This is a genomic window from Aldersonia sp. NBC_00410, assembly GCF_026342035.1.
GTDB lineage: Bacteria > Actinomycetota > Actinomycetes > Mycobacteriales > Mycobacteriaceae > Aldersonia.
The window spans coordinates 127,614-150,954 of sequence record NZ_JAPENM010000004.1; the positions used below are offsets into that span (position 1 = coordinate 127,614).

Here is a 23,341-nt window from a genome sequence, read left to right on the forward strand (position 1 = left end):
GGGTACCTATTCCTCCAGCACCGACAGGATGTTTCCCGCCGGGTCGGTGAACCAGGCCAACGCCGGGCCGTGCGGAGCGCGCGATATCCCGTTCTCGTCCTGATCGAACCCGTCGTATCGCAGGAATTCAATTCCGCGCGAGGCCAATTCGCGCACGGCAGCGTCGACATCGGGCACCGGGAAGTTGAGCACGGTGAACGTTGCCGGGACGTGGTGTTCGCCCTTGGGGTAGATCAGCACCCGCCCGCCGTCGGCGATGGTGAGCGCGAGCAGGCCCATCTCGTGGTCGGCCACGGGCAGGCCGAGGGTGTCGCCATAGAAGGTCTTGGCAGTGGCGAGGTCGTCGACCGAGAAGCCGCCGAATGCCTTGGTGTGGTCGAGCATGTCGTGTCTCCTTCGTTCTCGTGATGCGATCGCATCCGCGAGGTCGAAACCACGATCCGCGTTCTCGACATTACTCGGGCGGTCATCCGGCGAGCTCGAGTTCGGACAGTTCGTCGGCGACGACCAGATCCACCTCTTCGGGGGTCAGTCCGCACAGCAGGTGTGTCAGCAACATCGATCTCACCTCCTTCGCCTTTCCTGTGGTCTCATCAATACGTCGAATTCGCGGCGTCGATTTCGACATCCTCGTGACACCGAAAGTGCCGAACAACAAACGAGGAGGCTGTCATGAAGTACGTGATCCTGATCTACAGCAATCCGGACTCGTGGAATTCGCTGACTCCGGAGCAGCAAGAGGCGGTCGGGCAGGGACATGCCGACCTGGCCGCGGAGCTGACCGCGTCGGGCAAATATCTGGCCGGTACCGGGCTCGACGACCACAAACTCACCACCACGGTGCGGGTCCGCCGCGGCGAGGTGACCACCACGGACGGCCCGTTCGCAGAGGCGAAGGAGCATCTGGCCGGGTTCTACCTGATCGACTGCGCCGACCACGATGAAGCGGTGGCCATCGCCGCGCGGATGCCGGACGCGGCGATCGACTTCGTCCTGGTTCGTCCGGCGCTGCACTGAAGGTAAATTCCACCGTTCCCCAATCCCACCAGATGACCGGCACGAAATGCGTACGGTCTGTCCATGCGCTTGCGCTTCGTGCTGATCGTGCTGGCAATCGTCGCGCCAATCCTGATGTCCGTCGCCGCGCCGGCGGCGGCGGACACCGGGTTCGGCCACGCCGGTCGATGGATCACCGATTCGCAGGGCCGGGTCATCGTGCCGCACGGGGTCAACATGGTGAACAAGCACGCCCCCTACACCCCCGAAGCGGTCGGATTCGACGCCGACGATGCGGAGTTTCTCGCGGCAAACGGGTTCGACACCGTCCGGGTCGGGCTGATCTGGAAGGCGATCGAACCGGAGCCGGGGCGCTACGACGACGAATACCTGGCGAGCATCCGTCGCACCGTGGAAACCCTTGCCGCGCATGGCATCACCAGCTTGATCGACATGCACCAGGACCAGTTCAACGAGCGCTTCCAGGGCGAGTTCGCACCGGACTGGGCGGTGCTCGACGACGGACTGCCCGCACAACCACGGCTCGGCTTCCCGGTGAACATGTTCGTGCAGCCCGGGTTGTGGCGGGCATACGAGAACTTCCTCGGCAATGCGCCCGGGCCGGGCGGCGTCGGTATTGCGGACCGGTTCGCCGCCGCGTGGGCACACAGCGCGGCGTACTTCCGTGGCACCGACGGCGTGCTCGGGTACGACCTGCTCAACGAGCCGTGGCCGGGCGCGAGTTACCCGACGTGCCTGTTACCGGGCGGCTGTGTGGACGACGACAAGCTGACCGCGCTGTTTCGCAAACTGACCGACGCCGTCCGCAGCGCCGACCCGACGACGATGGTCTTCGTCGAACCGGTGCCGACCAGCGTGGCACCGACGCGGATCGGCGGCATGGACGACCCGAATGCCGGGCTGTCTTTCCACTATTACTGCGTGTGGGCAGCGGTGACCGGCGCCGGCTGCGACCAGTTGGCCGAGCAGGTATTCGGGTCCGCGGAGGCCTACTCGCAACGCACCGGCGCCGCGTTGCTGCTCACCGAGTTCGGCGCCACCGACGACCTGCGTCAGATCGACGCGGTGGTCGACCGCGCAGCGGCACACGGCACCGGCTGGCAGTACTGGGCGTACTGCGGCTGTGCCGACCCGACGACGACCGATCAGGGTGCGCAGGGCTTGGTTGGTGATCCCTTCGTGCCGCCCACCGTCGCCAACGTCGACGCCGGCAAGCTGTTCGCTTTGGCCGTACCGCATCCGAAAGCGGTGGCCGGAGTGCCAGTCTCGTCGCAGCTGGACCGTGCAACCGGCGCATACGAGCTGACCTATCGCACCGCCCGAGCCGATGGCGCGGGCGATTTCGCCCCCGGGTCGGTATCGACCGTGACGATTCCGCGGGTGCGCTACCCCGCCGGCTACGCCGTCGAGGTGCACGGCGCGAGCGTCGACTCCCCGCCCGACGCCGGTGTGCTCGACCTGCGGTCGCTGCCGGGGGCGGGCGAGGTGACGGTGCGGGTCACACCGCGCCGAGACACGCCACAGGGACCGTGAACGGGCCCTGACTAGGCTTGCCCCATGCTCGTCACGCCCGAGTACGGCCACTCCTCGCTCGCGGATCTCGTGCCGTCGGTGCTGGCGATCCTCGGTGTACCCGGCGAGTCGGACCGGATCGGACTCGACCTGCCCGGCGTCAAGCGGGTCGCGATTCTGCTGATCGACGGGATGGGCGCAAACCTGGTCGCGACGCGCAGCGAGTACGCACCGTTCCTCACCGAACTGCCCGCCACAACCCTGACCGCGGGCTTCCCGAGCACCACCGCCGCGAGCCTGGGTTCCCTCGGTACCGGCGTCCCCGCCGGTGAGCACGGCATCGTCGGGTACCTGCTCGCGGTGCCCGGCCACGAGCGGCTGATGAACCCGTTGAAGTGGCGGTTGCAGGGTGCGGGCCCGAAGGTGAACCTGCTCGACGAACTCGTTCCCGAACAGTTCCAGCCGGTGGGCACGGCGTTCGAGCGCGCCGCCGCCGATGGTGTGGCGGTCACCCAGGTGGGGCCGATGTACCAGGACGGTTCGGGCCTGACGCGCGCCGCGCTGCGCGGCGCGGATTTCCGGGCGAACTTCTCGGCCGGCGATCTGGTGGATGCGGTGACGACCGCGCTGAGCGCGGGCGATCGCAGCCTGGTCTACGCCTATCACGGCGACTTGGATATGATCGGTCACGTCCGCGGTCCGGAGTCCGCCGCGTGGGCGCTCGAACTCTCCCAGATCGATCTGATGGCGCGGATGATCGCCGAACGGCTGCCCGCGGACGCCGCGCTGCTGATCACCGCCGATCACGGCATGGTGACCGTGGCGGATCCGATCGACTTCGACCGTGAGCCGAGCTTGCAGGCCGGTGTGCGAACGCTGGGCGGGGAGCCGCGCGCCCGCCACGTCTACACCGTGCCGGGCGCGGCCGACGATGTACTCGCGGCATGGTGCGCACAACTCGGCGACGACTTCCTGGTCCAGTCACGCGCGGACGCGATCGCCGCCGGGTGGTTCGGCCCGGTCGTCTCGCCACGGATCGTGGAGCGCATCGGCGACGTCATCGCCGCACCGACGTCGGCCCGCGCGGTCATCCGCTCCGGAGTCGAACCGCTGCAGTCCCGCCTGATCGGTCATCACGGTTCGCTGACGGCGGCCGAGATGCTCATCCCGCTGTACACGGCGAGCTGAGCGAGTGAGCCTGCTCGAATTCGTCCTGCTCGTCGTCGCGGGGTTCTTGTCCGGCGTGATCGGTTTCGTCACCGGTCTCGCCTCGCTGGTTTCCTATCCGGCGCTGCTTGCGGTCGGCGTGCCACCGGTCGCAGCGAACGTGACGAACACGGTGGCCCTCGTTGCGGTTGGTATCGGGTCCACCGCCAACTCCGCCGGCGAACTGTTCAGCCGGGGCAGGCAGCTTGCGTGGTGGTGTGTGCTGGCCGGGATCGGCGGCGGGGTGGGTGCGCTGATCCTGCTCACCGCACCGGCGGAGTCGTTCGAGGCGGCGGTGCCGTTCCTCGTGCTCATCGCGGCGGCGGCGCTACTCGCGCAGCCACGGTTACGCGCCCTCGTCGGACGGGCAAATCTGCCGTTGTTGCTGCCGATCGGGATCCTGGTGATCGCGGTGTACGGCGGCTACTTCGGTGCCGGCGCGGGCGTCATGTTCATCGCGCTGTTTCTCATCGCCACCAGCGAAGGCATCTGGCAGGCGACCGTGGTGAAGAGCCTGCTGCTCGGCATCGCCAATCTCGTCGCGGCCATCGGGTTCGCCGTGTTCGGTCCGGTCGATTGGCTCGCCACCCTCGCACTCGCGATCGGCATGCTGGCCGGTGGTTGGTGCGGCCCGCCGGTGGTCAAGGTGCTGCCGCCGAATCTGTTGCGGATCGGGGTGGCGATCGCGGCGATCGGCCTCGCGGTGTGGCTGTTCATCGGCTGACTTGCCGCTTCCAGCGCGTCGGGTTGTGCAGCTCACATTTCCGTGACGCAGAGTAACGGCAATGTTGCCAAACTGATATAAACGTCGGTGCTAGCTCTGAGCTAGCACCCTGTCCGCACCCGAACAACGAGAACCAGCGGGGATCCAATGACGAGACAAAGACGGGTAGTGACGGCGTTCGCCGCCGCATGCGCCCTTGCCATCGGCGGCGCGTCCACCGCTTCTGCGGAAGACGTGCCCTCCCTCGATCAGGTGTTCAACCCCTTCGTGCTCAGCACCTTCGCCCAGGCCAATATCGCGCCGCCGGAGAACTGGCTCCCACGCCAACCCGTCAACGACCCCTGGTACCAGGCGCCCACGCTCGATGCCAATGCGAAACCCGGCACGCTGCTCAAAGCGCGACCGTCGACGCTGCAGGTGTACGGCGTGCAGCCCGGGAAGGTCCGGGCCTGGCAGCTGATGTACGTCACCACCGACTTCGACGGTTCGAAGACCGTCAGCACCGGAATCCTGATGATTCCGCAGGACGGTACGAAGCGCGAAGACCGCAAGCTGGTCGGCTACTCGGAGGCCAACGACAGCCTCGCTCCGGGATGCATGCCCAGCACGCAGTGGACCGGCGGCGACCAGATGGACCCGTCGTTGTTCTCGGCGCTGCCGCCGGTGGCGCAGATGTTCGGCAACGGCTGGGCCGTGATGATGAGTGACACCGCCAACGATGGTGCGCCCGGCGCGAAGGGCTTCTCGGTCAGCCAGTTCTCCGGTCCCGCAACGCTCGATGGCCTGCGGGCCGCAATCGCGCTGTCCGACGCCGATCTGCCCGCCGACATCCCGATCGGGCTGTACGGCATCGCGGGCGGCGGTGTCGCAGCCGGCGTGGCGGCCGAAAAGCAGGCCACCTACGCACCGGAGCTCAACGTCGTCGGTACCGTCCTGCAGGCGATGGTGGTCGACGCCGCGACCTTCGAGCGCAAGGCTGACGGTGGTATCGGCTCGGGCTTCGTGTTCGCGAACTCGCTCGGCTACGCCGCGAAGTACCCGGAGATCGACCTCGACAAGGAGCTGACTCCGCTCGGCAAGGCGATGGCGTCGGTCTTCCAGCAGAGCTGCCAGCAGCTCTACCTCGGTGTGCCGTTCGTACCGCTCTCCGCGCTCTATACCAATGGCCGCCCGGCCGACAATCCTGCGTTCGAGCGCGCCTACCGGGAGAACCGGATGGGTCAGCTCGCGCCCAAGGCGCCCGTGCTGATGACGTCGAGCCGCGACGACTTCCTCGTGCCCTACACCGACGTCGAAGAGCTCATCGCGCGTTACCGCGCCGGCGGCACCGCCGTCACGGTCGACCCGAGCCACCTCGGCGTGCTCGACCTGCTCAACCCCTACCACGTCGGTGCGGACCTGCTCGGCATGCAGAACGTGGAATGGCTCGACACGAAGTTCAAGGAGACCCGATGAAGGTCCGAATGATCGCCGCGACCCTGGCCGTGGCGGCGACCGCCGCAACCACTGCGCTGCTCGCCCCGGCCGGAGCGTCCGCGTCGCCGGCTCTGGACACCTATCTCGACGCACCGCGCACCAACGAGACCGCGATGCACGTCGGTGGTGTCAACCCCGAATTCTCCACCGACCCGGTCGAATTGCGCACACTGCTCGACGAGGCACGCGCCGAGGGCATCGCACCGAAACGGTATGCCGCTCTGCTGCACCAGTATTGGCTGGCGGTGGCGACCCGGAACGCGAATCTCGATCTGAACAAATGGGATCCGCAGCTCGGCCTGGCCGCCAACGTCGGGAACATGCAGAACACGTTCGCCTACTACCAGAAGCTGCAGCGCGATCACCCGGACTTCCTCTGGACCGGACAGGGCGGCATGGCCGGGCCCTCGTTCGGTGCGGGGATCATGGACGTCGACATGGGACGCGCCGTGCTCGGCGTGCGCCAGGTGCGCGACGCCGTTGCGGGCATCGTCGGAACGCTCGACCACGCCGCCGCGCCGGCGACCGCGAAGCTGAACGACGACGTCCGCGCGGTGCTCGAGGTAGGCCAGTCGATCACCGCCGAGGACATCTCGCACTTCCAGGTCGAGGTCATCGGGATGAGCAAGCACATCTTCGCCGACCTGATTCCGCAGCACGAGGCGTTCCTCGCCGGCGGCATGACCGCGATCGACGAGTATTACGACGCCGGGCTGATCGACGACTCGGCGCACGACGCATGGCGCAAGCTCACGGCCGGCGGCCCGCAGAACGTGTTCGAGGGCAACCGGGAACTGCTGCACCGCGAACAGTTCCAGACGATCGGTGATCAGTGGGACACGGCCCGCAACAACAAGGGTTCGGTCGGTCGTGCGCTGACCTACTTAAGCACCGTCGCCGCCGATCCCGCGATCCCGGGACTCATCCCGCCGCGCGAGTACAAGCCGCTCACTCTTACTGCGGCGGATCTCGACGTCACCGATCCCGCGGTCGCCGCCTGGCACATGCAGACGCCGCTACCGGCGTTCAACTGGTCCGATCGTGACGACCGGTGGGAGTACATCATGGACAAGATGCTGCCGACCTACCGCGCGCTGAAGCAGAACAATCCCGCCCTGTGGATGGCGACGCTGAGTAAGCCGATCGACCAGCAGTTCCTCGAGCAGCGGGCCCTGATCCGGCTGCCGCAGATGATCACCTCGATGGCACGGGTGACCAAGCCGTACGTCGGCTGATCGCGCTGGCTGACCGAAAGCGCCGGGGCGCACCGCGATTGTGGTGCGCCCCGGCGCTTCTTTGTCACCAGGGCAGGGGAATCCACTGGCCGAAGAACCAGAAGCCGTGCGGCGCAGCGCCGAACTGCGGGTGCTGATCGTGGTTGTTCCGGTTGCTGTCCCAATTGTTGTTGTCGCGGTTGTTGTTGTCGCGGTTGTTGTCCCAGTTGTTGGTGTCACGTTGCTGATCCTGCTGCCAGGTGGGCTGCGGATCCTGATTGTGGGTGGGCTCCGCGCTTGCGACTCCGGCACCGACTCCGAGCGCGGCGAGGGCGATTCCACCGGTGGCGGCGGTCTTCACGAGCATCGACTTCATTTCTGCTCCTTTTCTTGGATACTGCACCGGAACTCGCGTTCCGGTACATCCACCAGCATCACCAGCCGCCCTGGCGACAACCTCCGGCGCACCTGCCAGTCTGCTGTGTGTCGAGAATCCGGCGCGCGAGCGCGCATCCGTCACCGGGTCGCCGACGCCCACAGGGCCGGGTGCGGCTTCGCCCAGGGCATCGCTTTGCGCACATCGTCGGGATTGCGGCCCAGCAGGACCGCGTAGCGCGCCGCGACCGCCGCGGTCCGGCTCTTACCCTCGACGCAATGCACCAGGACCCGCTTGCCCGCGCGGCGCAGGTCGTTGATGGTGCGCGCGGCATCGTCGAGCACGAAGTCGAGGTTGGCGTTGCGGTCGACACCGCCGTCAACGAGCCAGAACTCGATGTGCTCGGCGCGAATCGGCGTGGTGCCCACGCGACAGAGGCTCAGCACCGCGTCCACCGGTTCCGTGCTGTAATGCGCCGCGCCCGAGAGCACGACACCGTCGTCATGCGGGTGGACCGCCTTGTGATCGGTGCGGTAACCCTGGTAGTCGATGATGTCGGCCTGCGGCCAGCCCAGCTCGTCCCGGCCGCTGTCGAAGGCGATGCGAACGGCCAAGCGCGCCAGGTCGTTCGACCGCAGCCCGGGGTAGCCGTGCATGATCCGGCGCCAACGCGCCGGGATCGCGGATACGCCCCAGCGCGCGCCGAGCAGACCGCCGGCGATGGCCGCTGTCGTGTCGGTGTCCGCGCCGGCCCGCACGCACAGTTCCAGCGCCTGCTGCAGGTGCCGGGGACTCGACGCGTCGGCGTTGGTGATCGCCCACCACGCGGTCTGCAGGGCGTGTACTACCCAACCGTTGTTCGAGAAGTTCTCCGGCGCACCGTGTTCGGCCTCGTCGAGCAGGTGGTTCCACCGTCCAGGGTCGGACGAGAGCGTCACCGCCTTGCGAACACCGTCGAACGAACCGTGCAGCACGGCGTACCGAATGGCCGCGGACCAGATCCGGCAGGCGTCAACCGCCTCGCCTGCGGGGTGGGTGAGTTCGCTGACCGCGGCTGCCGCGTCGACACAGCCCTGCAGATCGTCGAGGTAGGCGAGCGCAACCGGAGCGGTACGCATCAGCGAGCCGTTGCCCTGCTTGTGCTCGCCGAGATTCTTGGCATGCCAAACCATGTCGACGGCGGTGCGGGACCGGTGCGACAACACGGCCCTGGTCTGATTGCCGATGTCGGCGGGGTCCGAGTCGTACCACCGGAGGAATTCGGCGGCGACCGCGTCGAGTCCTTCGCTCGTGCCGAGATCCGCACTCTCGGCCAGGGCGCGTGCGACGCCGATCGTCATCGACGTGTCGTCGGTCCACTCGCCGGGGGCCCAGCGGAAGTGCCCGCCGCCCACCATGTCGATCACCGCGTTCTTGCTCGGCTTGGTGAACTCGTAGCCCGCGCCGAGCGCATCACCTGCCGCCGTACCAACCAGCACACCCGCCACCCGATCGCACTGCACCGCCGAAAGCCGCATATCCATCTCCTTAGATCATCTTTACTTTAAGTTAGCGCATTCTCACGCTAAGGGCAACCCGGTTCGTCGGCGCCCACTTTTCGGCGCTAGGCGCGGGATCCCGCGCGATTGGTGAAAAAGTGGGCGGGGAGTTCCATCTCCCAACAGCTGCGGCTCACCGCGCTGCCTCCCGCACCGCAGCGACAAGCTCCTCCAGATACACCGCAACGCCATCGGCATCGTTGGCCGGCAGCACCCGGTCGGCGAGCGCCTGCACCTCCGGCAACGCGTTCGCCGGACACAGCGCGGTGCCCGCCCAGGCGAGCATCGCGGCATCGTTGACCGCATCGCCGAGCGCGGCCACCTCGTGGGCTTGGATGCCATGCTGGGCGCACAGCGCCGCGAGCGCGCTCGCCTTGGACACGCCTGCCGCGACGAGTTCGACGTAGGGCGCGCCGGAATGGGTGAGCTCGACCCCGGTGATCCGAATCCCGTCGAGCGCCCGATAGAGATCGATGCCGACCACGTCGGGGTGGCGCGCCACGATCTTGACCACCGGCTCGTCCAACCGTGCCGGTTGCTGTTGGGACAGCTCCATCGTGGCGGGGTCGCGGTGATGGTCGGAGAAGACCGACAGCGCGGCGTAGCCGGGTTCGGCGACGAAATGGGTCGGACCCACCGACGCGAACGTCAGGCCCCCAATCGCGTCTTTGAGCTGCGCGATCGCGGACCGGCCGGTCGTGTCGTCGATGGCCGTGACACGCACGATCCGGGGCGTCCCGTCCGCGAGGTCGATGATCACCGCGCCGTTCGCGCAGATGGCGGTGCCGCGGAAACCGCTCTGCTGCGCGAACTCGTGCACCGAGTGCCGTGCGCGGGCGGTGGCCCAGACCAAATCCATGCCGACCGCGTTCGCGGCCTGCATAGCGGCGGCGGTTCGGGCCGAGATCGTCCGATCCGGACGCAGCAACGTGCCGTCGAGGTCGGTCGCGACGAGCCTGATCGGGGCCACACCTTGCGATGATGCCAGCCCCGCAGCGTCGGATGGGGTCGGTCTACGGTGGAGAGGGTGAGTACACAACAAGTCCCCACCATCACGCTGAACAACGGAACGACGATCCCGCAGCTCGGACTCGGGGTCTGGCAGGCCGAGGACGACGAAACCGAGGCCATCGTCCGATATGCGCTGGCCGACGCCGGCTACCGGCACATCGACACCGCCGCCGCCTACGGCAACGAGGCCGGTGTCGGCCGTGGCATCGCGTCATCGGGCGTGCCGCGCGAGGACATCTTCGTCACGACGAAGTTGTGGAACGCCGACCAGGGTTTCGATCCGGCACTGCGCGCGTTCGACACGAGCCTGGACAAGCTCGGGCTCGACTATGTCGACCTGTACCTCATCCACTGGCCGCTACAGAACAACGAGCGCCTGCTACGCACCTGGGACGCACTCGAAAAGATCGCCGAGTCCGGCCGGGCCAAGGCGATCGGTGTGTGCAACTTCGAACCGCAGCACCTGCAGGTACTCGTCGACCGCGGCGGTTCGCTGCCGGCCGTCGACCAGGTCGAGTTGCATCCGAACCTCCCCCAGCAGGCAATTCGCGCCGCAGCGGCCGAGCATGGCATCGCGGTCGAATCGTGGAGCCCGCTCGGTGGCACCAGCGGGTCGGGCTGGGGCCGGCACTCGAAACCGAACACCCTGCTCACCGACCCGGTGCTGCAGTCGATCGGCGAGCGGCACGGAAAGTCCGTGGCGCAGGTGATCATTCGCTGGCACCTGCAGAACGCCCTCATCGTGATCCCGAAATCGGTACACGAGGAACGGGTCGCGCAGAACATCGACGTGTTCGACTTCGAGCTCAGCGCAACAGATCTCGCCGAGATCGCCAAACTGGACGACGGCTCCCGGGTCGGTTTCCATCCGGACGAGATGAACCTCGGTGCGCCCGAATAACTCAGTTCCGCGCTAATATGGTCGGTCATGGCACGCTGGCGAGACGAACACGGCAAAGCCCTGACCGACTACGAGCGGCCGTCGGTCGCCGTCGACACCGCTGTGCTGACCGTCGATGGCGACCGGCTCGCGGTACTGGTGGTGCCGGGCCGCGGCACCCGGCCGATGCTGCCCGGCACATTCCTGCACCCCGGCGAACGACTGCGCGATGCCGCACGCCGAGCTTTGGCCGGCAAGGCCGGGTTGCACGACGTTGCGTTCGCCCAGCTCGAAATGTTCGACGATCCGAAGCGTGACCACCGGGGCTGGGTGCTGTCGATGGCGCATGCCGCGGCGGTGCCGCGCGACCGGTTGCCCGCCGACGCGTTGCTCGTCCCGATTTTCGAAGGCAGCGCGCGCGAACGGCTCGAGTACGACCACGACGCGATGGTGCGCCTCGCCGTGGCCAAACTGCGCCGCCAGTACGCCGAGCACGTCGATCCGGCACGGTTTCTCGGCGAGACATTCACGGTGCTCGAGCTGCGCCGCCTCTACGAGACGGTGTTCGGCCGGACCTTTCCGAAGGACACCTTCCGCAGACACGTGCTCGACGGCCTCGAGAACACGGGTGCGATGTCGGTGGTCGGCGGCGGGCGGCCGGCGGAATTGTTCCGCCGCAGCGGTGTTCCCCTGCCGTCGGCCGCGGTCGCCGCGTTCGATCACAACCCCGGCTGACCCGCCCGGCGCGCGTCCCCGAACCCGGCGCCCGGGCGACGTACGCTGCGCATATGGTCGCGGTGCGGGCGTCGCTGCTGATCGCTTTCGGTGCGATCGCACTGGTCTCGTGCGGCAGCGGGGTCGACGACGTCGCGACATCCGGACCCGTCCTGGCCCCGAGTGCGGATGCCGCGACGGCGACCGCGCCGCCCATCACCTCGCCGGCACCCACCACCGAGGTCACCGAAACGAGCGCGGACCCGGACGAGTTCCGTGGGCCCCAGCCCGGATCCTTCTACTTCGTCACCGCCACCTCGAAGTTCGAATGCGGCATTCTCGCCCAGGTGGAGGCGATCGCCGGCTGCCACGGCGAGCTACCGTCGAGTGCTCCCCCGGTGCCGAGCAGCGGTGCGCCGAGCAAGACCACCGCACCCAACGCGATCAAGGTCTCCGGCGACACGGCAGGAAAGTTCTACAGCGCAGGTGACCCGCAGTTCCACCGTTTCGAGGGCACGGCGCAGGTGCTGCCGTACGGGGAGACGCTCGTCGCCGGTGGATTCACCTGTTCGGTCGACGAAACCAGCGGCGTCACCTGCGAATCGAAGGCGGGCCACGGGTTCACCGTCTCCGACAGTGCCTACGACGTGTGGTGAGACGCGTCAGCGAGTACCGATGGTTTTCGCCAGGTCGACGAGCGAACTGCGCGCGGCCGCCAGACTCGCCTCACCCTGCGCTGCGAGGGGCGCGAGCGGTGCAACCCGGTTGGCGAGGGTGAGCTCGGCCGTCACCACGAACACGTCCATGCCGAGCGCAACCCCGAGCACTTCACGCAACGGGGGAATGACGAAGTCGGTTCCCTCACCGGGGGTTCCGGGCGCGTAGGTGTTCCCCCGGCTGGACACGACCACGATCGGCTTGCCGGCGAAAGGCTGCGTCGGGCCGTCGAGCGGCATGGTCGTACCGAGCACGCAGATGTGGTCGAGCCAGGCTTTGAGCGTGGACGGGATGCCCCAGTTGTACATCGGCGCACCCACCACCACGGCATCGGCGGAGAGCACCTCGTCGATCAACTGCTGCTGCAGCGCTTCGGCTTCCGGAGCTACCTCCTCCCCCGGCACCCGCAGCCGCGGCGCCCAGTGCTGGGCGTTGGTCTCCAGATGCGGCAACTGATTGGCGTGCAGATCCCGGTAGATCACCGAATGGTCGGGACTGATCGCGTGCCAGGAATCGGCGAAAAGCGCGGTGAGCGCGCGGCTTGTCGAACCGGTGCGGTCGGCCGACGAATCCAGGTGCAGCAGTTGGGACAATCCATACTCCTCATGATCGGCGCGGAACAAGACCTGCCGTGGACCTCCAGTATCGCCCCTACCCGTCGACGATCGCCGCCAATGGCCGCGCGCCGCTCGCGAAATCACCAGATGGACTGGTGTCTGGACGCATGGTCAGCCATGATGTGCACGACGACAGGAGACACGAACATGATGGACATCCAGCAGATCAGCGATCAACTCGAGATCACGGCGTTGCTGCACCGCTACTGCCGGGCGGTCGACAGCCGGGATCTCGACCTGTGGCTCACGGTATTTACCGAGGATGCCCACGTGGACTACACGGCCGCTCCCGCCGGCGCGGCGGGCACCCGCGACGAGATCGCCGAGTGGCTGCGCACGAGCCTGGCGTTGTTGCCGATGTCGCAGCACTTCGTCACCAACATCGAGATCGACCTCGACGGCGACGCCGCTACCGTGCGGGCGATGTTCTACAACCCGCTGCAACTGCCCGGTGTCGAGGGGCCCAGCTTCTGCGGCGGCTGCTACCACCATCAGGTGGTCCGCACGCCCGACGGCTGGCGCAGCCGCGACCTACGCGAAGAGATGGTCTGGTTCGACAACAACCCGTTCGCAGCGGCCTGACGAAGGTCGCGGCCGGGCCGGCGCTACACGTCGACGATGGCCTCCAACGGCCGAATTCGCGACGCGCGCACCGCGGGCCACAGCGCCGCCAGCACGCCGACCACAGCCGAACCGATCAGCATCGCGACGACCTGACCCCACGGCACCGCGATCACTTCGAGGCCTTGATCGCGCAGGGTCCGGATGAACCCGGAGCCGAGCCCGAGACCGAGCAGCACGCCGACGAGCGCACCGAACACGGCAATGAGCATGGACTCCAGATAGATCGTGCGTCGAACCTGCTTGCGGTGCATACCGACCGCGCGGAGCATGCCGATCTCGCGGCGCCGCTCCACCACCGATAGCGCGAGTGTGTTGACGATGCCCAGGATCGCGATCACGACCGCCAGCGCGAGCAGACCGTAGAGCACGGCGAGCAGGGTATCGATCTGCGCTGCCTGCGCACCCTTGAACTCCTCTCGGTCCTGCACCTGCACGATCACAAACGGGTCGGTGGCCTGCTCCAGCGGCCCGCGCAGGGTCTCCGGGTCGACATCGGGTGCCGCATTGACCATGACCAGGAAGTCCGAGCGCAGGCTCTCCGGCGTGATCTGCTGGTACGCCTGCTCGGAGACCACCCAGCTGCCGAGCAGTCCGGTGGTCTTGTAGATGCCGCTCACCTGGACCGGGACGTCTTCCCCGTCGTTGCTGGTGAGCGTCACGGTATCCCCGAGCCGCCAGCCCTTCGCGTCGGATTCGGTGTCCGAGACCAGCATTCCGTTGTCCGGCAGGGTCGCGCTGCCGTCGAGAATGTCGATGTCGAACACGTCTTCGATCGGGCCGCTCACCGCGACGCCGTTGCCCGCCGATTTGTCGCCCACCTTCGCGAGCACGAAATGAACGGACACCGCTTCCGCGACACCCGGCACCGCACGCACGGCGGGGGCCGCACCGACCGGGACACCCATCATCTGCGGCCCCTGCAGCACATAGTCGGACTTCACGCCGTTGTCGATGATCTGGTCGACGCTGGCCTTCGCCGACGACCCGAAGATCCCGATCACCGAGACGAGCATCAGGCCGAGCGTCAACGCGAAAGCCGTTGCCGCGGTGCGACGCGGGTTGCGGACCGCGTTGGTGCTCGCGAGCCGGCCGACCGTGCCGAACGGGCGGGCGAAGATGGCACCGAGGCCGCCGACAACCGGACGAGACAGCCAGGGTGCACCGAGCAGCACCGCGAAGATCAGGGCCAGCGCACCGACGCCGACGGTCGCGGCCGCCCCACCGCCGGTCGAGGACGCCCCGAGCACGACGGCGACGACCCCGAGGACGCCGAGCACTGCGGCGATGATGGTGCGCACCCGCAGCGACTCGCCGACCGAGACGAACTCCTCGCGCATCGCTTCCACCGGAGGGGTTTTCGCGGCTCGCCGGGCGGGCGCGTACGCGCTGAGCACCGTCACCACGACACCGACCACGAGGGCGACCACCACCGTGCGTGGCGACAACTGCAGCGTGCCGGACGGCAGCCCGAGATCGAAGGCGTTGAGCAGCTGGCGAAGTCCGTAGGCGAGCCCGACGCCCGCCGCGAGCCCGATGACGCTGCCGATCAATCCGATGATCAACGCCTCGAGCACGACCGAACGCCCGACCTGTTTTCGGCTTGCGCCGACCGCGCGCAGCAACGCCAGTTCGCGCAGCCGCTGCGCCACGATCATCGAGAAGGTGTTGTAGATGATGAAGGTGCCGACGAGCAACGCGATCGCGCCGAACGCGAGCAGGAAATAGTTGATGAAGCTGAGCGCCTGCTGAATCTGGTCGAGCTGTTCGTCGCGTACCTCGGTACCGGTCTGCACCTTCAGATCCGGAAATTCCTGCGCCACCCGATCGCGCAGTTCCTCCTGCGCTACGCCGTCGGCGGCCACATCGAAGTAGGCGACGTGCTCACCATCGGTGAACAGTTGGCGGGCCTGGTCGGAGACGAACTGGACGCCGATGAAACCGCCGGTGTCCGACGGGATCGAGTAGATGCCGGCGACTTTGACGTCGATCGTGCCGCGCGCTGGGACGAGGACCTTCGTCGGATCGCCGACGGCGAGCCCGGCACGTTCGGCCGCACCGACATTGATCGCGACCTCGCCCGGCACCGCCGGCGGGGAGCCCTCGACGAACTTGGCGGGCTCCTCGATCGCCTGACCCGGCGGCAGATACGACTCGCCGATGCTGGGCGCACCGCCGGTCTGCACCGGGTCGCCCTCTTTGTCGAGCAGCACGACCTGGCCCGAGGTCCCCGGCGCGACCGCGCGGACGCCGTCGATGGTGGCGAGTTGCGCACCGACGGTGAACGGCACCCCGCTCGACAACTCCTCCTCGGTGCTCACGCGCACGTCGACGCCCTTGGCGACCTCGTCGAAGATCCCGTCGAAGGTGTGTTTGAGGGTGTCGGTGAAGACGAACGATCCGGCGACGAACGCGGTACCGAGCACGACAGACAGCACCGTCAGAACGAGCCGCAGTTTGTGCGCGGCGAGATTGCGCAACGACACCTTGCGCATGGGAGAACCGACGATCGAGGCCATCAGTTCGTCTCCAGAGACTTCATCTTGTCCAGCACAGCTTCGGCGGTCGGCTCGCGCAGTTCGTCCACGATTCGGCCGTCGGCGAGGAACACGACCCGGTCGGCATAGCTCGCGGCGCGCGGATCATGGGTCACGATCACGACCGTCTGGCCGAACTCGTCGACCGCTGCGCGCAGAATCGACATCACCTCGCCCGACGACCGTGAGTCCAGGTTTCCGGTCGGCTCGTCGCCGAAGATGATCTCCGGCTTGCCTGCGAGCGCACGCGCGCAGGCGACGCGTTGCTGCTGCCCGCCGGACAGTTCGGCGGGGCGGTGGTGCAACCGGTCGGAAAGCCCGAGCCGGCCGACGACGTTGTCGAGCCACTCGCGGTCCACCTTGCGACCCGCAATATCGAGCGGCAGCGTGATGTTCTCCAGCGCGGTCAGCGTCGGGACCAGGTTGAATGCCTGAAACACGAACCCGATGCGGTCGCGGCGCAGCTGCGTCATCAGCTTGTCGGACAGCCCGGTCAGGTCGGTCTCACCGATGCGCACCGAGCCCTCGGTCGCGTTGTCCAGGCCGGCGAGGCAGTGCATCAAGGTGGACTTACCCGACCCGGATGGCCCCATGATCGCGGTGAACTCGCCACGGGTGAAGCCGATCGATACGCCGTCCAGTGCGCGGACCCGGGTGTCCCCCGACCCGTAGACCTTGGTCAGGTCGACGGCGCGAGCGGCGGTCGTCTCCGTGGTGGCGGTATCTCCGGTTTCGCTGCCGATGGCCTGCGACGTCATGACTGCCTTTCGTGTCCCAAATCCGTATGCCGCCGCACTACATCGCGGCGCGCGACGCGCCGGCGAGCGGCACTGTCCGATTCATCCTTGTCGAGGCGACCTCGGCCGCGCCATCCGGGAGGACCCTGAATTTCGGTTCGGGGTTCGGCCCTGTCGGGACCGCTCGTTAGGCTGCGAACATGCGGATTGGAGCACACGCACGTAACGACGGCGACCCGATCGGTTTCGGTGAGAAGCTCGGCGCCGACTTGATCCAGATGTTCGTCATCGACCCGCAGGGGTGGGAGAAGCCGAAGCCGCACCCGAAGGCCGAGCAGATTCTCGCCAGCCCGATCGACGTGGTCGTGCACTCCTCGTACCAGATCAACGTGGCCAGCCTGAACAACCGGCTCCGGATGCCGTCCCGACAGGCGGTGGACCTGCAGGCAAAGGCGGCCGCGGAGCTGGGCGCGTTCGGTCTGGTCGTGCACGGCGGTCACGTCCGCAAGCAGGAGGAAGTCGCCACCGGCATCGAGAACTGGCGCAAACTGTTCGAACGGCAGGAGGACAAAGGCGGCTTCGCGGTCCCGATCCTGATCGAAAACACCGCGGGCGGCGACCATGCCATGGCCCGCTACTTCGACTCGATCGCCAAGCTGTGGGACGCGGTCGGCGATTACGGCGCCGGATTCTGCCTGGACACGTGCCACGCCTGGGCCGGCGGCGAGGAACTGGTCGGCGTCGTCGACCGGATCAAGTCGATCACCGGCCGGATCGATCTCGTGCACCTGAACAGCTCCCGCGATGAGTTCGATTCCGCCCGCGACCGGCACGCCAACTTCGCCGACGGCACGATCGACCCCGAGTTGCTGGCCGAGGTGTGCCGAACGGCGGGCGCACCGGTGATTCTGGAGACGCCCGAAGGTGGTGTCGCCGACGACCTGGCGTACCTGCGCGAACACGTGAGCTGAACGAGAGGGAATCATGACGTACGCGTTCGAGCCGCGCGCAACGCTGCGTGACGTCACGTTGCGGGACGGGTTGCAGCTGACCGGCAAGGTGCTCCCGACCGACCGGAAGGTCGAGATCGCGCGGACGCTGCTATCGGCCGGAGTCGCCGAGTTGGAGATCGGTTCGATGGCCCGGCCGGATTTGGTGCCGCCGATGGCGAACACGCTCGAACTCATCGCCGAGCTGACGCCCGAGGAACTCGAGCGGTGCTGGATCTGGGTGGCCACGCCGCGGCACGTCGAACGCGCCCTCGCCGCCGGGGCCCGCAACTTCCAGTACTGCTTCTCGGTCTCGGACGCGCACAACGAGGCGAACATCGGGCGCAACACCGAAGCGAGCGTCGCGGCGATGCCGGTGGCCGTGCAGCTCGCCAGGGACGCGGACGCACGGATTCAGCTATGCCTGGCAACGTCGTTCACCTGCCCGTTCGAGGGACAGATCGACCCGCAGCGGGTCATGGACATCGTCGGTGACGACCGCACCGACGGCGCCTGCGACATCGTCATCGCCGACACTCTCGGGCAGGCCGTTCCCGCGCAGGTGTCGTCGTTGATCGGCGCGGTGCACGCACGGAACCCGGAGCACCGCATAGTCTTTCACGGGCACGACACCTGGGGCCTCGGCGTCGCGAACAGCCTCGCCGCGATCGCGGCGGGCGCCTCGGTGGTCGACGGCTCCCTTGGCGGACTCGGCGGCTGCCCCTTCGCCCCCGGCGCGAGCGGCAACACCTCGACCGAGGACCTGCTGTTCGCGACCCGCCCGGACTGGTTCACCCCGGACACGCTGGAATCGTTGGTCGTGTTGACCGAGCAGACACTCACCGAACTGGATGAACCGAATCGGTCGAAGGCCGTGCAGGGGGCGCGTTCGAAGGCGAACGCCTTCGAGTGGGTGCTCGAGCGCGGCTAGGTCTACGCCGCTTTCGCGAGCAGCTTCTGCAGCTCGGTAATGACGACCTCGCGTGCAGCGGGAATCAGCTCGACGCGGTCGCCCGGTCGCACCAGGTAGCGGCCGTCGTCGGTGACGTCGACCCACGAGAGTGACCGTTCGACGGGCGGAGCGTGCGATTCGAGTTGTAACTCCGCCAACAGGTATCCGACACCCGTTTTCGGTTGACGCAGCACGCGCCGGATGTGTTTCGATTCCGTCGCGGTTGTTGGCGAGGTCAGCATGCTGGGCTCGCGCTGCACTTCGTCGAACGGCGCCGCCCGGCGTTGTTCGCGCCCGGTTGGGCGTTCGGGCAGCTGGGTAACGAACTGCGCCACCAACTCCGCACGCTTGCCCAACCACAGGCTCAGCTCACCCGGCTCGCCGGCGGACTGGCCGACCACCGTCGCGGTCGGACCCGAGGCGGCGCCGAGGATGCGCACCCTTGCCGGCCCGTCGGTGCCGAAAGCGGTCAGCCGGATGGGCGCGCGCGCGAGCAAGCCGAGCGCAACCTGCAATTCCGCATCGACGGTTCCCGCACGCCACGGCGCCAACTCCCGAAGATGTTCGGCCCGTTCATCTTCCGTGCGCGCCGACGGGCGCACACTCAGCGGATACGGCATCCGGTCTGCGTCGGCCACCTCCCACGCGTAGACGAACTGATCGGGCGTGAAGGTCCAGTTCACGCCTCGTCCCACACGCCGATCACCGGCGGCGCGATCGGATCGATGTGACCGATCAACTCGCTGCCGTTCTCCGCCGTGATCAGATACGCGGGCGTCTCGTGCTCCTTGTCGCCCTCGCCCTTTCCACGCTGTCCTGCCGGGACCATGCCCGCCGGCGGCATCGCTTTGGCCGCGGCCGCGACGCTCTGGCCGGGCCGCATGGTCTCGCTGCCGGCGGCGGCACCGGCCATCGCACCACCGAGCGCACCGACGCCCAGGCCGGTCATCCCCTCGGTACCCTCGCGTTTCTTGTCGTCACGTCGCGCTCCCGTGCCGCCGAGGAAGCCTCCGCCCGAGCTGCCCGAACCGGAGCCGCTGCCGTGACCGCCGGCTAGGCCGCTGCCCGAGGTCGAGCCGTCCGCGGCCGAGTTTGCCGGGGAGGTAAGGGAATTCGGGTTGGTTCCGGCGCTCGCCGCGCGGGTCGCGTCCGGGGTACTTCCCGCGCCCGTCGCGTCGGTGCCGCCCTGACCGCTCGTGGCATCGTTACCGGCAATGGCGTCGGTTGCGCCCTGGTCGCCCGACGGTGTCTCGCCCGAACCGCCGTTCGATCCGCCGGAACCACCGAAACCGCCTGTGCTGCCGTTGGTTCCGGTCAGAGTGCCATTGATTCCGCCGGACCACGTACTGCTATCGCCGCTCGAGGTGAGGGCGCCCGGCGCCACGAATGCGGGCACCGCGTCCCCGACCGGCTTCAAAGTCGGCACGTAGATGCTGTTCATCACCCGAATCGCTTCTTGGCGAGCAGCTTCCGCACGTTCAGCCTGCTGCTTCGTGTTCGATGCAGTGTCACCACTGATGATCGCGAGGACCGTGTCCGCGGGAGTCGGCTCGGGCTCGGGCGGCGGAACCGCGGTCTTGATCGCGGAGACCGCGTAGCCCGCCTGGTCGAGACGGGAAGTGACCGAGCCCATCACCTCTTGCGCTGTGTGGGAGGTCTTGGAGACGTCGGTCAGCGCGTTGCCGAACGCGTCGGCCGCCGTGCCGCTCCAGCCGCCTTTCATGGTGCCGGAGATTTGGAGGAGCGCGGCGAAGATGGAGGCGGAGAGTTTGGTGCTGGTGTCGTGCCAGCGATCGGCGGCAGTGTGCAAATTGCCTGGGTCCATCCTCCGAACATGGTTGAAGATCTCTGCGTGGGAGAATGATTCGAACGCTTCGAGCGTCGCGACGTAATCTGGATCGACCGCGGCGGTATGCTCTCCCGCACGCGTATCGGCGACTTTCTCGGCGTTAGCCTGATCCGCACTGGACCGAGCCGCTCGGAGCACTTCTGGCGGAATGAACGGAAGCGATTCGGTCATTTCAGTTTCCTCCCGGCAGCGATGGTTCGATTGCGGTGGCAATTCGCACGGTCTCGGTGCACAAGTCCAAAACCTGTCCATCGGTCGTTCTATCGTTCAAAAGTAGGCCGTCGATGTAGACGTGGCCGAATCCCGTACGCATCACGACGGGGCAGGTCGAATCACCAGTGCGGCTAAGCCCATAGAAGGCGTCCCGACCGTTGATCGAAGTCTCCGTTATTGACGGTCGATCAGGCCGACGCAACTGACGATCATCCGCCAATTCCTCATCGTAGGTACCGTTCCTGGCGAAGATGCTCGCAGCCAACTCGTCACCATCGACGGAGCAGCCAATCGATGAAGTCACGTCACCGACTAGGTCTTTGCGTTCGAGCGTTGCAGGGTCGAGACCCGCATCACGCAGGACCGCGGGATCAATATCGAGGCACGGATCAAACGGGATCGGCGGCTGGCCCGACCCCAATTCCGGCTCAGCGAGCTTTGACGGCACGGCCGACGATGCGACAAGCGTTGATGTCTCCTCGACCGACTCCCCTTCCGTGCCGCAAGCGACCAAGATCGCCGCACCCGACAAGACGAGTCCGATGCCAACAAGGCGAACCTTCACTTAACGCCCTCGCCCACGGTGTCGATGGCGCCCCCCGTAGCCACGTCCTGATTGGCATATGCGGCACCGGCGGCACGTACGCTGCCCGCGAGTTGTTTGATCTGGGCGACGAACTGACCGAGGTGTTCGCGAGCTTGACCGACTTTCCCTTCGAATCCAGCCTGGAGCTGATCTCCGGAACCAAACGTCCCGAACCCCTGCGGGTGAGCGGCATCCGCAACATCTACTTCGCTCTTGCCCACAGAAGCGGCGAGGTCATCCAAGATCCCCGCGATCTTCTCCGCGACCCCGTCCTCGATCCGCAGCTCCCCACTGCCGACCCCGGCCTGGAACGCCGCCAGCCCGCCTTGCGCCTCGCCGGTCATCCTGAACCCCCGCTTCCGTGGTTGACGGCTTCAGATAGTAGGACGCAGCCGTACCCGCGCGGGTTCCGCCCTTTTACAAATTCGGGCGCTGCCGCCACCAATTCGTGTTGTCCTCGTAGGCCTTCGCGGCGTTGAGCACGCGCACGTCGGCGTGCCGCGGCCCGACGAATTGCAGGCCGACGGGCAGACCGGTGGCGGTGAAGCCGCAGGGGACGGTGATGGCGGGCTGCTGGGTCAGGTTGAACGGGTAGGTGAACGGCGTCCAGCCGGTCCACCACTTCGCGCTCGACCCTTCCGGCACGTCGCGACCGGCCTCGAAAGCCACGATCGGCATCGTCGGGGTCACCAACAGGTCGTATTGCTCATGAAAGGCGCCCATCTGCACGCCGAGGTTCATCCGGCGCGCGGTCGCCTCCAGATAGTCCTGCGCGCTGTAGGAGCGACCCTGTTCGCATGCTTTCGCGAGTTCGGGATCGAGTTCGGCGCGTTGGCCGTCGGTGAGGTGTTCGGTGGCCTTCGCCGCGCCCGCGAACCACAGGCATTCGAATGCCCACACCGGGTCGTCGAAACCGGGATCCACCGTTTCGATCTGTGCGCCGAGTTCGCCGAGCACCTCCACGGCCCGGGCGACGAGGTCTGCGACCTCCGGATCGACTGCGACGTGGCCGAGGTCGGCGCTGAACGCCACTCGCAGACCGGTGAGTGGGGTGTCGAGCGCGAACCGGAACGGCGCGGTCGGCGTCGCCAGCGCGGACCAGTCCCGCGAATCCGGTCCAGTGACGACGTCGAGCATCAACGCCGTGTCTGCGACGGTGCGCGTCATCGGACCGACATGCGCGAGTGTGCCGAACGGGCTCGGCGGATAGATCGGCACCGTTCCGTACGTCGCTTTGAACCCGACGACACCGCAGAAGCTGCCCGGGATGCGCACCGAGCCGCCGCCGTCGGTGCCGACCGCGAGCGGTCCCATGCCCGCCGCGACCGCCGCCGCGCCACCACCACTCGACCCGCCGCTGGTGCGCGCCGGATTCCACGGGTTCCGGGTGATCCCGGTTAGCGGGTTGTCGGTCACGCCCTTCCAGCCCAGTTCGGGCGTGGTGGTCTTGCCGACCAGCACGGCGCCCCCTTCGCGCAGCCGCGCGACCGCAGGCGAATCAACCGGCCAATCCTGATTCGGGTCGACGCTCTTCGAGCCACGTTGGGTCGGCCATCCGCGAGTGAGCAGCAGGTCCTTGATGGAGGTGGGAACCCCGTCGAGGGGGCTCGCCGGCTGCCCGGTGCGCCAGCGCCGCTCCGATTCGCGCGCGGCGGGCAGGGCCGCCTCGGCGTCGGCGAGTGTGAAGGCGTTGAGGACCTGGTCGCCCTTGCCGATTCGATCGAGTACCGACTCGGTCGCCTCGACCGGCGAAACATCGCCGTGCCGGTAACCGGCGACGAGTTCGGTGGCGGTCCAGTCGGCAAGGTCCGCGGGTCGCTGATCGGGCACGGTCGTCACCCTTCCGGATAGTAGA

General features: G+C 67.4%; 24 protein-coding genes. 12 read left to right on the top strand and 12 right to left on the bottom strand.

Features of this window, described 5'->3' with window-relative positions; translation table 11 throughout:
* Nucleotides 1–6 precede the first annotated feature (6 nt).
* Nucleotides 7–384, bottom strand: a complete 378-nt coding sequence (locus tag OG921_RS10795; RefSeq protein WP_266112420.1) for a VOC family protein — start codon at nt 382–384, stop codon at nt 7–9.
* 288 nt (nt 385–672) lie between these two features.
* Here OG921_RS10795 and OG921_RS10800 point away from each other — a divergent pair, with 288 nt between their 5' ends.
* From OG921_RS10800 to OG921_RS10825, 6 genes are all read left to right on the top strand, one after another.
* Nucleotides 673–1,017, top strand: coding sequence for a YciI family protein (locus tag OG921_RS10800; RefSeq protein ID WP_266112421.1), 345 nt, complete (start codon nt 673–675; stop codon nt 1,015–1,017).
* 63 nt (nt 1,018–1,080) lie between these two features.
* Nucleotides 1,081–2,550: a cellulase family glycosylhydrolase gene (locus OG921_RS10805; RefSeq protein ID WP_266112422.1), complete on the top strand. Its 1,470-nt coding sequence runs from the start codon at nt 1,081–1,083 to the stop codon at nt 2,548–2,550.
* A gap of 24 nt (nt 2,551–2,574) precedes the next feature.
* The gene (locus OG921_RS10810; RefSeq protein ID WP_266112423.1) at nt 2,575–3,717 is read left to right on the top strand and encodes an alkaline phosphatase family protein; all 1,143 of its coding nucleotides are present in this window, start codon (nt 2,575–2,577) and stop codon (nt 3,715–3,717) included.
* 4 nt (nt 3,718–3,721) lie between these two features.
* On the top strand, nt 3,722–4,459 hold the full coding sequence (locus OG921_RS10815) for a sulfite exporter TauE/SafE family protein (RefSeq protein ID WP_266112424.1): 738 nt from the start codon (nt 3,722–3,724) through the stop codon (nt 4,457–4,459).
* A gap of 147 nt (nt 4,460–4,606) precedes the next feature.
* Nucleotides 4,607–5,914 carry a lipase family protein gene (locus tag OG921_RS10820; RefSeq protein ID WP_266112425.1) on the top strand — a complete coding sequence of 436 codons (1,308 nt, stop codon included), beginning with the start codon at nt 4,607–4,609 and terminating at the stop codon, nt 5,912–5,914.
* On the top strand, nt 5,911–7,170 hold the full coding sequence (locus tag OG921_RS10825) for a Tat pathway signal protein (RefSeq protein WP_266112426.1): 1,260 nt from the start codon (nt 5,911–5,913) through the stop codon (nt 7,168–7,170). The genes OG921_RS10820 and OG921_RS10825 overlap by 4 nt, the downstream gene beginning before the upstream one ends.
* Before the next feature lie 64 nt (nt 7,171–7,234).
* Here OG921_RS10825 and OG921_RS10830 read toward each other — a convergent pair whose 3' ends face one another.
* The 3 genes from OG921_RS10830 to OG921_RS10840 form a co-directional block, all read right to left on the bottom strand.
* Nucleotides 7,235–7,525: a hypothetical protein gene (locus tag OG921_RS10830; protein ID WP_266112427.1), complete on the bottom strand. Its 291-nt coding sequence runs from the start codon at nt 7,523–7,525 to the stop codon at nt 7,235–7,237.
* A 140-nt stretch (nt 7,526–7,665) separates the two neighbouring features.
* Nucleotides 7,666–9,042 carry an ADP-ribosylglycohydrolase family protein gene (locus tag OG921_RS10835; protein ID WP_266112428.1) on the bottom strand — a complete coding sequence of 459 codons (1,377 nt, stop codon included), beginning with the start codon at nt 9,040–9,042 and terminating at the stop codon, nt 7,666–7,668.
* A gap of 154 nt (nt 9,043–9,196) precedes the next feature.
* On the bottom strand, nt 9,197–10,033 hold the full coding sequence (locus tag OG921_RS10840; protein WP_266112429.1) for an HAD family hydrolase: 837 nt from the start codon (nt 10,031–10,033) through the stop codon (nt 9,197–9,199).
* 57 nt (nt 10,034–10,090) lie between these two features.
* Here OG921_RS10840 and OG921_RS10845 point away from each other — a divergent pair, with 57 nt between their 5' ends.
* Genes OG921_RS10845 through OG921_RS10855 form a run of 3 tightly spaced genes read left to right on the top strand, consistent with a single transcriptional unit; the run spans nt 10,091 to nt 12,324 of the window.
* A complete protein-coding gene (locus OG921_RS10845; RefSeq protein WP_266112430.1) occupies nt 10,091–10,975 on the top strand; it encodes an aldo/keto reductase in 885 nt (294 codons plus the stop codon).
* 27 nt (nt 10,976–11,002) lie between these two features.
* Entirely contained in the window at nt 11,003–11,689 is a 687-nt protein-coding gene (locus OG921_RS10850; RefSeq protein ID WP_266112431.1) for an NUDIX hydrolase, read from the top strand.
* A 53-nt stretch (nt 11,690–11,742) separates the two neighbouring features.
* On the top strand, nt 11,743–12,324 hold the full coding sequence (locus tag OG921_RS10855; protein ID WP_266112432.1) for a hypothetical protein: 582 nt from the start codon (nt 11,743–11,745) through the stop codon (nt 12,322–12,324).
* A 6-nt stretch (nt 12,325–12,330) separates the two neighbouring features.
* Here OG921_RS10855 and OG921_RS10860 read toward each other — a convergent pair whose 3' ends face one another.
* Entirely contained in the window at nt 12,331–12,978 is a 648-nt protein-coding gene (locus tag OG921_RS10860) for an FMN-dependent NADH-azoreductase (protein WP_266112433.1), read from the bottom strand.
* Between the two features lie 174 nt (nt 12,979–13,152).
* On the opposite strand from OG921_RS10860, the gene OG921_RS10865 reads away from it, so the two are divergent.
* A complete protein-coding gene (locus tag OG921_RS10865; RefSeq protein ID WP_266112789.1) occupies nt 13,153–13,584 on the top strand; it encodes a nuclear transport factor 2 family protein in 432 nt (143 codons plus the stop codon).
* Nucleotides 13,585–13,607: 23 nt separating this feature from the next.
* On the opposite strand, the gene OG921_RS10870 is transcribed toward OG921_RS10865, so the two are convergent.
* Both OG921_RS10870 and OG921_RS10875 read right to left on the bottom strand, forming a co-directional pair.
* Nucleotides 13,608–16,142 (bottom strand): ABC transporter permease, encoded by a 2,535-nt coding sequence (locus OG921_RS10870; RefSeq protein ID WP_266112434.1) that lies wholly within the window; start codon nt 16,140–16,142, stop codon nt 13,608–13,610.
* Nucleotides 16,142–16,918, bottom strand: a complete 777-nt coding sequence (locus OG921_RS10875; RefSeq protein WP_266112435.1) for an ABC transporter ATP-binding protein — start codon at nt 16,916–16,918, stop codon at nt 16,142–16,144. Before OG921_RS10875 ends, OG921_RS10870 begins: the two co-directional genes overlap by 1 nt.
* A 179-nt stretch (nt 16,919–17,097) precedes the next feature.
* Here OG921_RS10875 and OG921_RS10880 point away from each other — a divergent pair, with 179 nt between their 5' ends.
* Together OG921_RS10880 and OG921_RS10885 are read left to right on the top strand one after the other, a co-directional pair.
* Nucleotides 17,098–17,868, top strand: a complete 771-nt coding sequence (locus OG921_RS10880; protein WP_266112436.1) for a deoxyribonuclease IV — start codon at nt 17,098–17,100, stop codon at nt 17,866–17,868.
* Nucleotides 17,869–17,881: 13 nt separating this feature from the next.
* The gene (locus tag OG921_RS10885) at nt 17,882–18,817 is read left to right on the top strand and encodes a hydroxymethylglutaryl-CoA lyase (protein ID WP_266112437.1); all 936 of its coding nucleotides are present in this window, start codon (nt 17,882–17,884) and stop codon (nt 18,815–18,817) included.
* A gap of 2 nt (nt 18,818–18,819) precedes the next feature.
* Here OG921_RS10885 and OG921_RS10890 read toward each other — a convergent pair whose 3' ends face one another.
* The 5 genes from OG921_RS10890 to OG921_RS10910 all read right to left on the bottom strand — a co-directional run bounded on the left by OG921_RS10890 (nt 18,820) and on the right by OG921_RS10910 (nt 23,325).
* Entirely contained in the window at nt 18,820–19,521 is a 702-nt protein-coding gene (locus tag OG921_RS10890; protein WP_266112438.1) for an ESX secretion-associated protein EspG, read from the bottom strand.
* A complete protein-coding gene (locus tag OG921_RS10895; RefSeq protein ID WP_266112439.1) occupies nt 19,518–20,663 on the bottom strand; it encodes a WXG100 family type VII secretion target in 1,146 nt (381 codons plus the stop codon). The genes OG921_RS10890 and OG921_RS10895 overlap by 4 nt, the downstream gene beginning before the upstream one ends.
* A gap of 196 nt (nt 20,664–20,859) precedes the next feature.
* Nucleotides 20,860–21,465: a DUF3558 domain-containing protein gene (locus OG921_RS10900; RefSeq protein ID WP_266112440.1), complete on the bottom strand. Its 606-nt coding sequence runs from the start codon at nt 21,463–21,465 to the stop codon at nt 20,860–20,862.
* Complete coding sequence (locus tag OG921_RS10905) at nt 21,462–21,830, bottom strand: hypothetical protein (protein WP_266112442.1); 369 nt, start codon at nt 21,828–21,830, stop codon at nt 21,462–21,464. Before OG921_RS10905 ends, OG921_RS10900 begins: the two co-directional genes overlap by 4 nt.
* A gap of 73 nt (nt 21,831–21,903) precedes the next feature.
* The gene (locus tag OG921_RS10910; protein WP_266112443.1) at nt 21,904–23,325 is read right to left on the bottom strand and encodes an amidase; all 1,422 of its coding nucleotides are present in this window, start codon (nt 23,323–23,325) and stop codon (nt 21,904–21,906) included.
* Between the last annotated feature and the right edge of the window lie 16 nt (nt 23,326–23,341).

Bases quoted from the DNA above. Each gene is read 5' to 3' on its own strand.
- OG921_RS10800 (WP_266112421.1), top strand. From the start codon at position 673: ATGAAGTACGTGATCCTGATCTACAGCAATCCGGACTCGTGGAATTCG.
- OG921_RS10905 (WP_266112442.1), bottom strand. From the start codon at position 21,830: ATGACCGGCGAGGCGCAAGGCGGGCTGGCGGCGTTCCAGGCCGGGGTC.
- OG921_RS10810 (WP_266112423.1), top strand. From the start codon at position 2,575: ATGCTCGTCACGCCCGAGTACGGCCACTCCTCGCTCGCGGATCTCGTG.
- OG921_RS10875 (WP_266112435.1), bottom strand. From the start codon at position 16,918: ATGACGTCGCAGGCCATCGGCAGCGAAACCGGAGATACCGCCACCACG.
- OG921_RS10820 (WP_266112425.1), top strand. From the start codon at position 4,607: ATGACGAGACAAAGACGGGTAGTGACGGCGTTCGCCGCCGCATGCGCC.
- OG921_RS10895 (WP_266112439.1), bottom strand. From the start codon at position 20,663: ATGGACCCAGGCAATTTGCACACTGCCGCCGATCGCTGGCACGACACC.
- OG921_RS10830 (WP_266112427.1), bottom strand. From the start codon at position 7,525: ATGAAGTCGATGCTCGTGAAGACCGCCGCCACCGGTGGAATCGCCCTC.
- OG921_RS10850 (WP_266112431.1), top strand. From the start codon at position 11,003: ATGGCACGCTGGCGAGACGAACACGGCAAAGCCCTGACCGACTACGAG.
- OG921_RS10885 (WP_266112437.1), top strand. From the start codon at position 17,882: ATGACGTACGCGTTCGAGCCGCGCGCAACGCTGCGTGACGTCACGTTG.
- OG921_RS10835 (WP_266112428.1), bottom strand. From the start codon at position 9,042: ATGCGGCTTTCGGCGGTGCAGTGCGATCGGGTGGCGGGTGTGCTGGTT.
- OG921_RS10795 (WP_266112420.1), bottom strand. From the start codon at position 384: ATGCTCGACCACACCAAGGCATTCGGCGGCTTCTCGGTCGACGACCTC.
- OG921_RS10865 (WP_266112789.1), top strand. From the start codon at position 13,153: ATGGACATCCAGCAGATCAGCGATCAACTCGAGATCACGGCGTTGCTG.
- OG921_RS10825 (WP_266112426.1), top strand. From the start codon at position 5,911: ATGAAGGTCCGAATGATCGCCGCGACCCTGGCCGTGGCGGCGACCGCC.
- OG921_RS10880 (WP_266112436.1), top strand. From the start codon at position 17,098: ATGCGGATTGGAGCACACGCACGTAACGACGGCGACCCGATCGGTTTC.
- OG921_RS10870 (WP_266112434.1), bottom strand. From the start codon at position 16,142: ATGGCCTCGATCGTCGGTTCTCCCATGCGCAAGGTGTCGTTGCGCAAT.
- OG921_RS10805 (WP_266112422.1), top strand. From the start codon at position 1,081: ATGCGCTTGCGCTTCGTGCTGATCGTGCTGGCAATCGTCGCGCCAATC.
- OG921_RS10855 (WP_266112432.1), top strand. From the start codon at position 11,743: ATGGTCGCGGTGCGGGCGTCGCTGCTGATCGCTTTCGGTGCGATCGCA.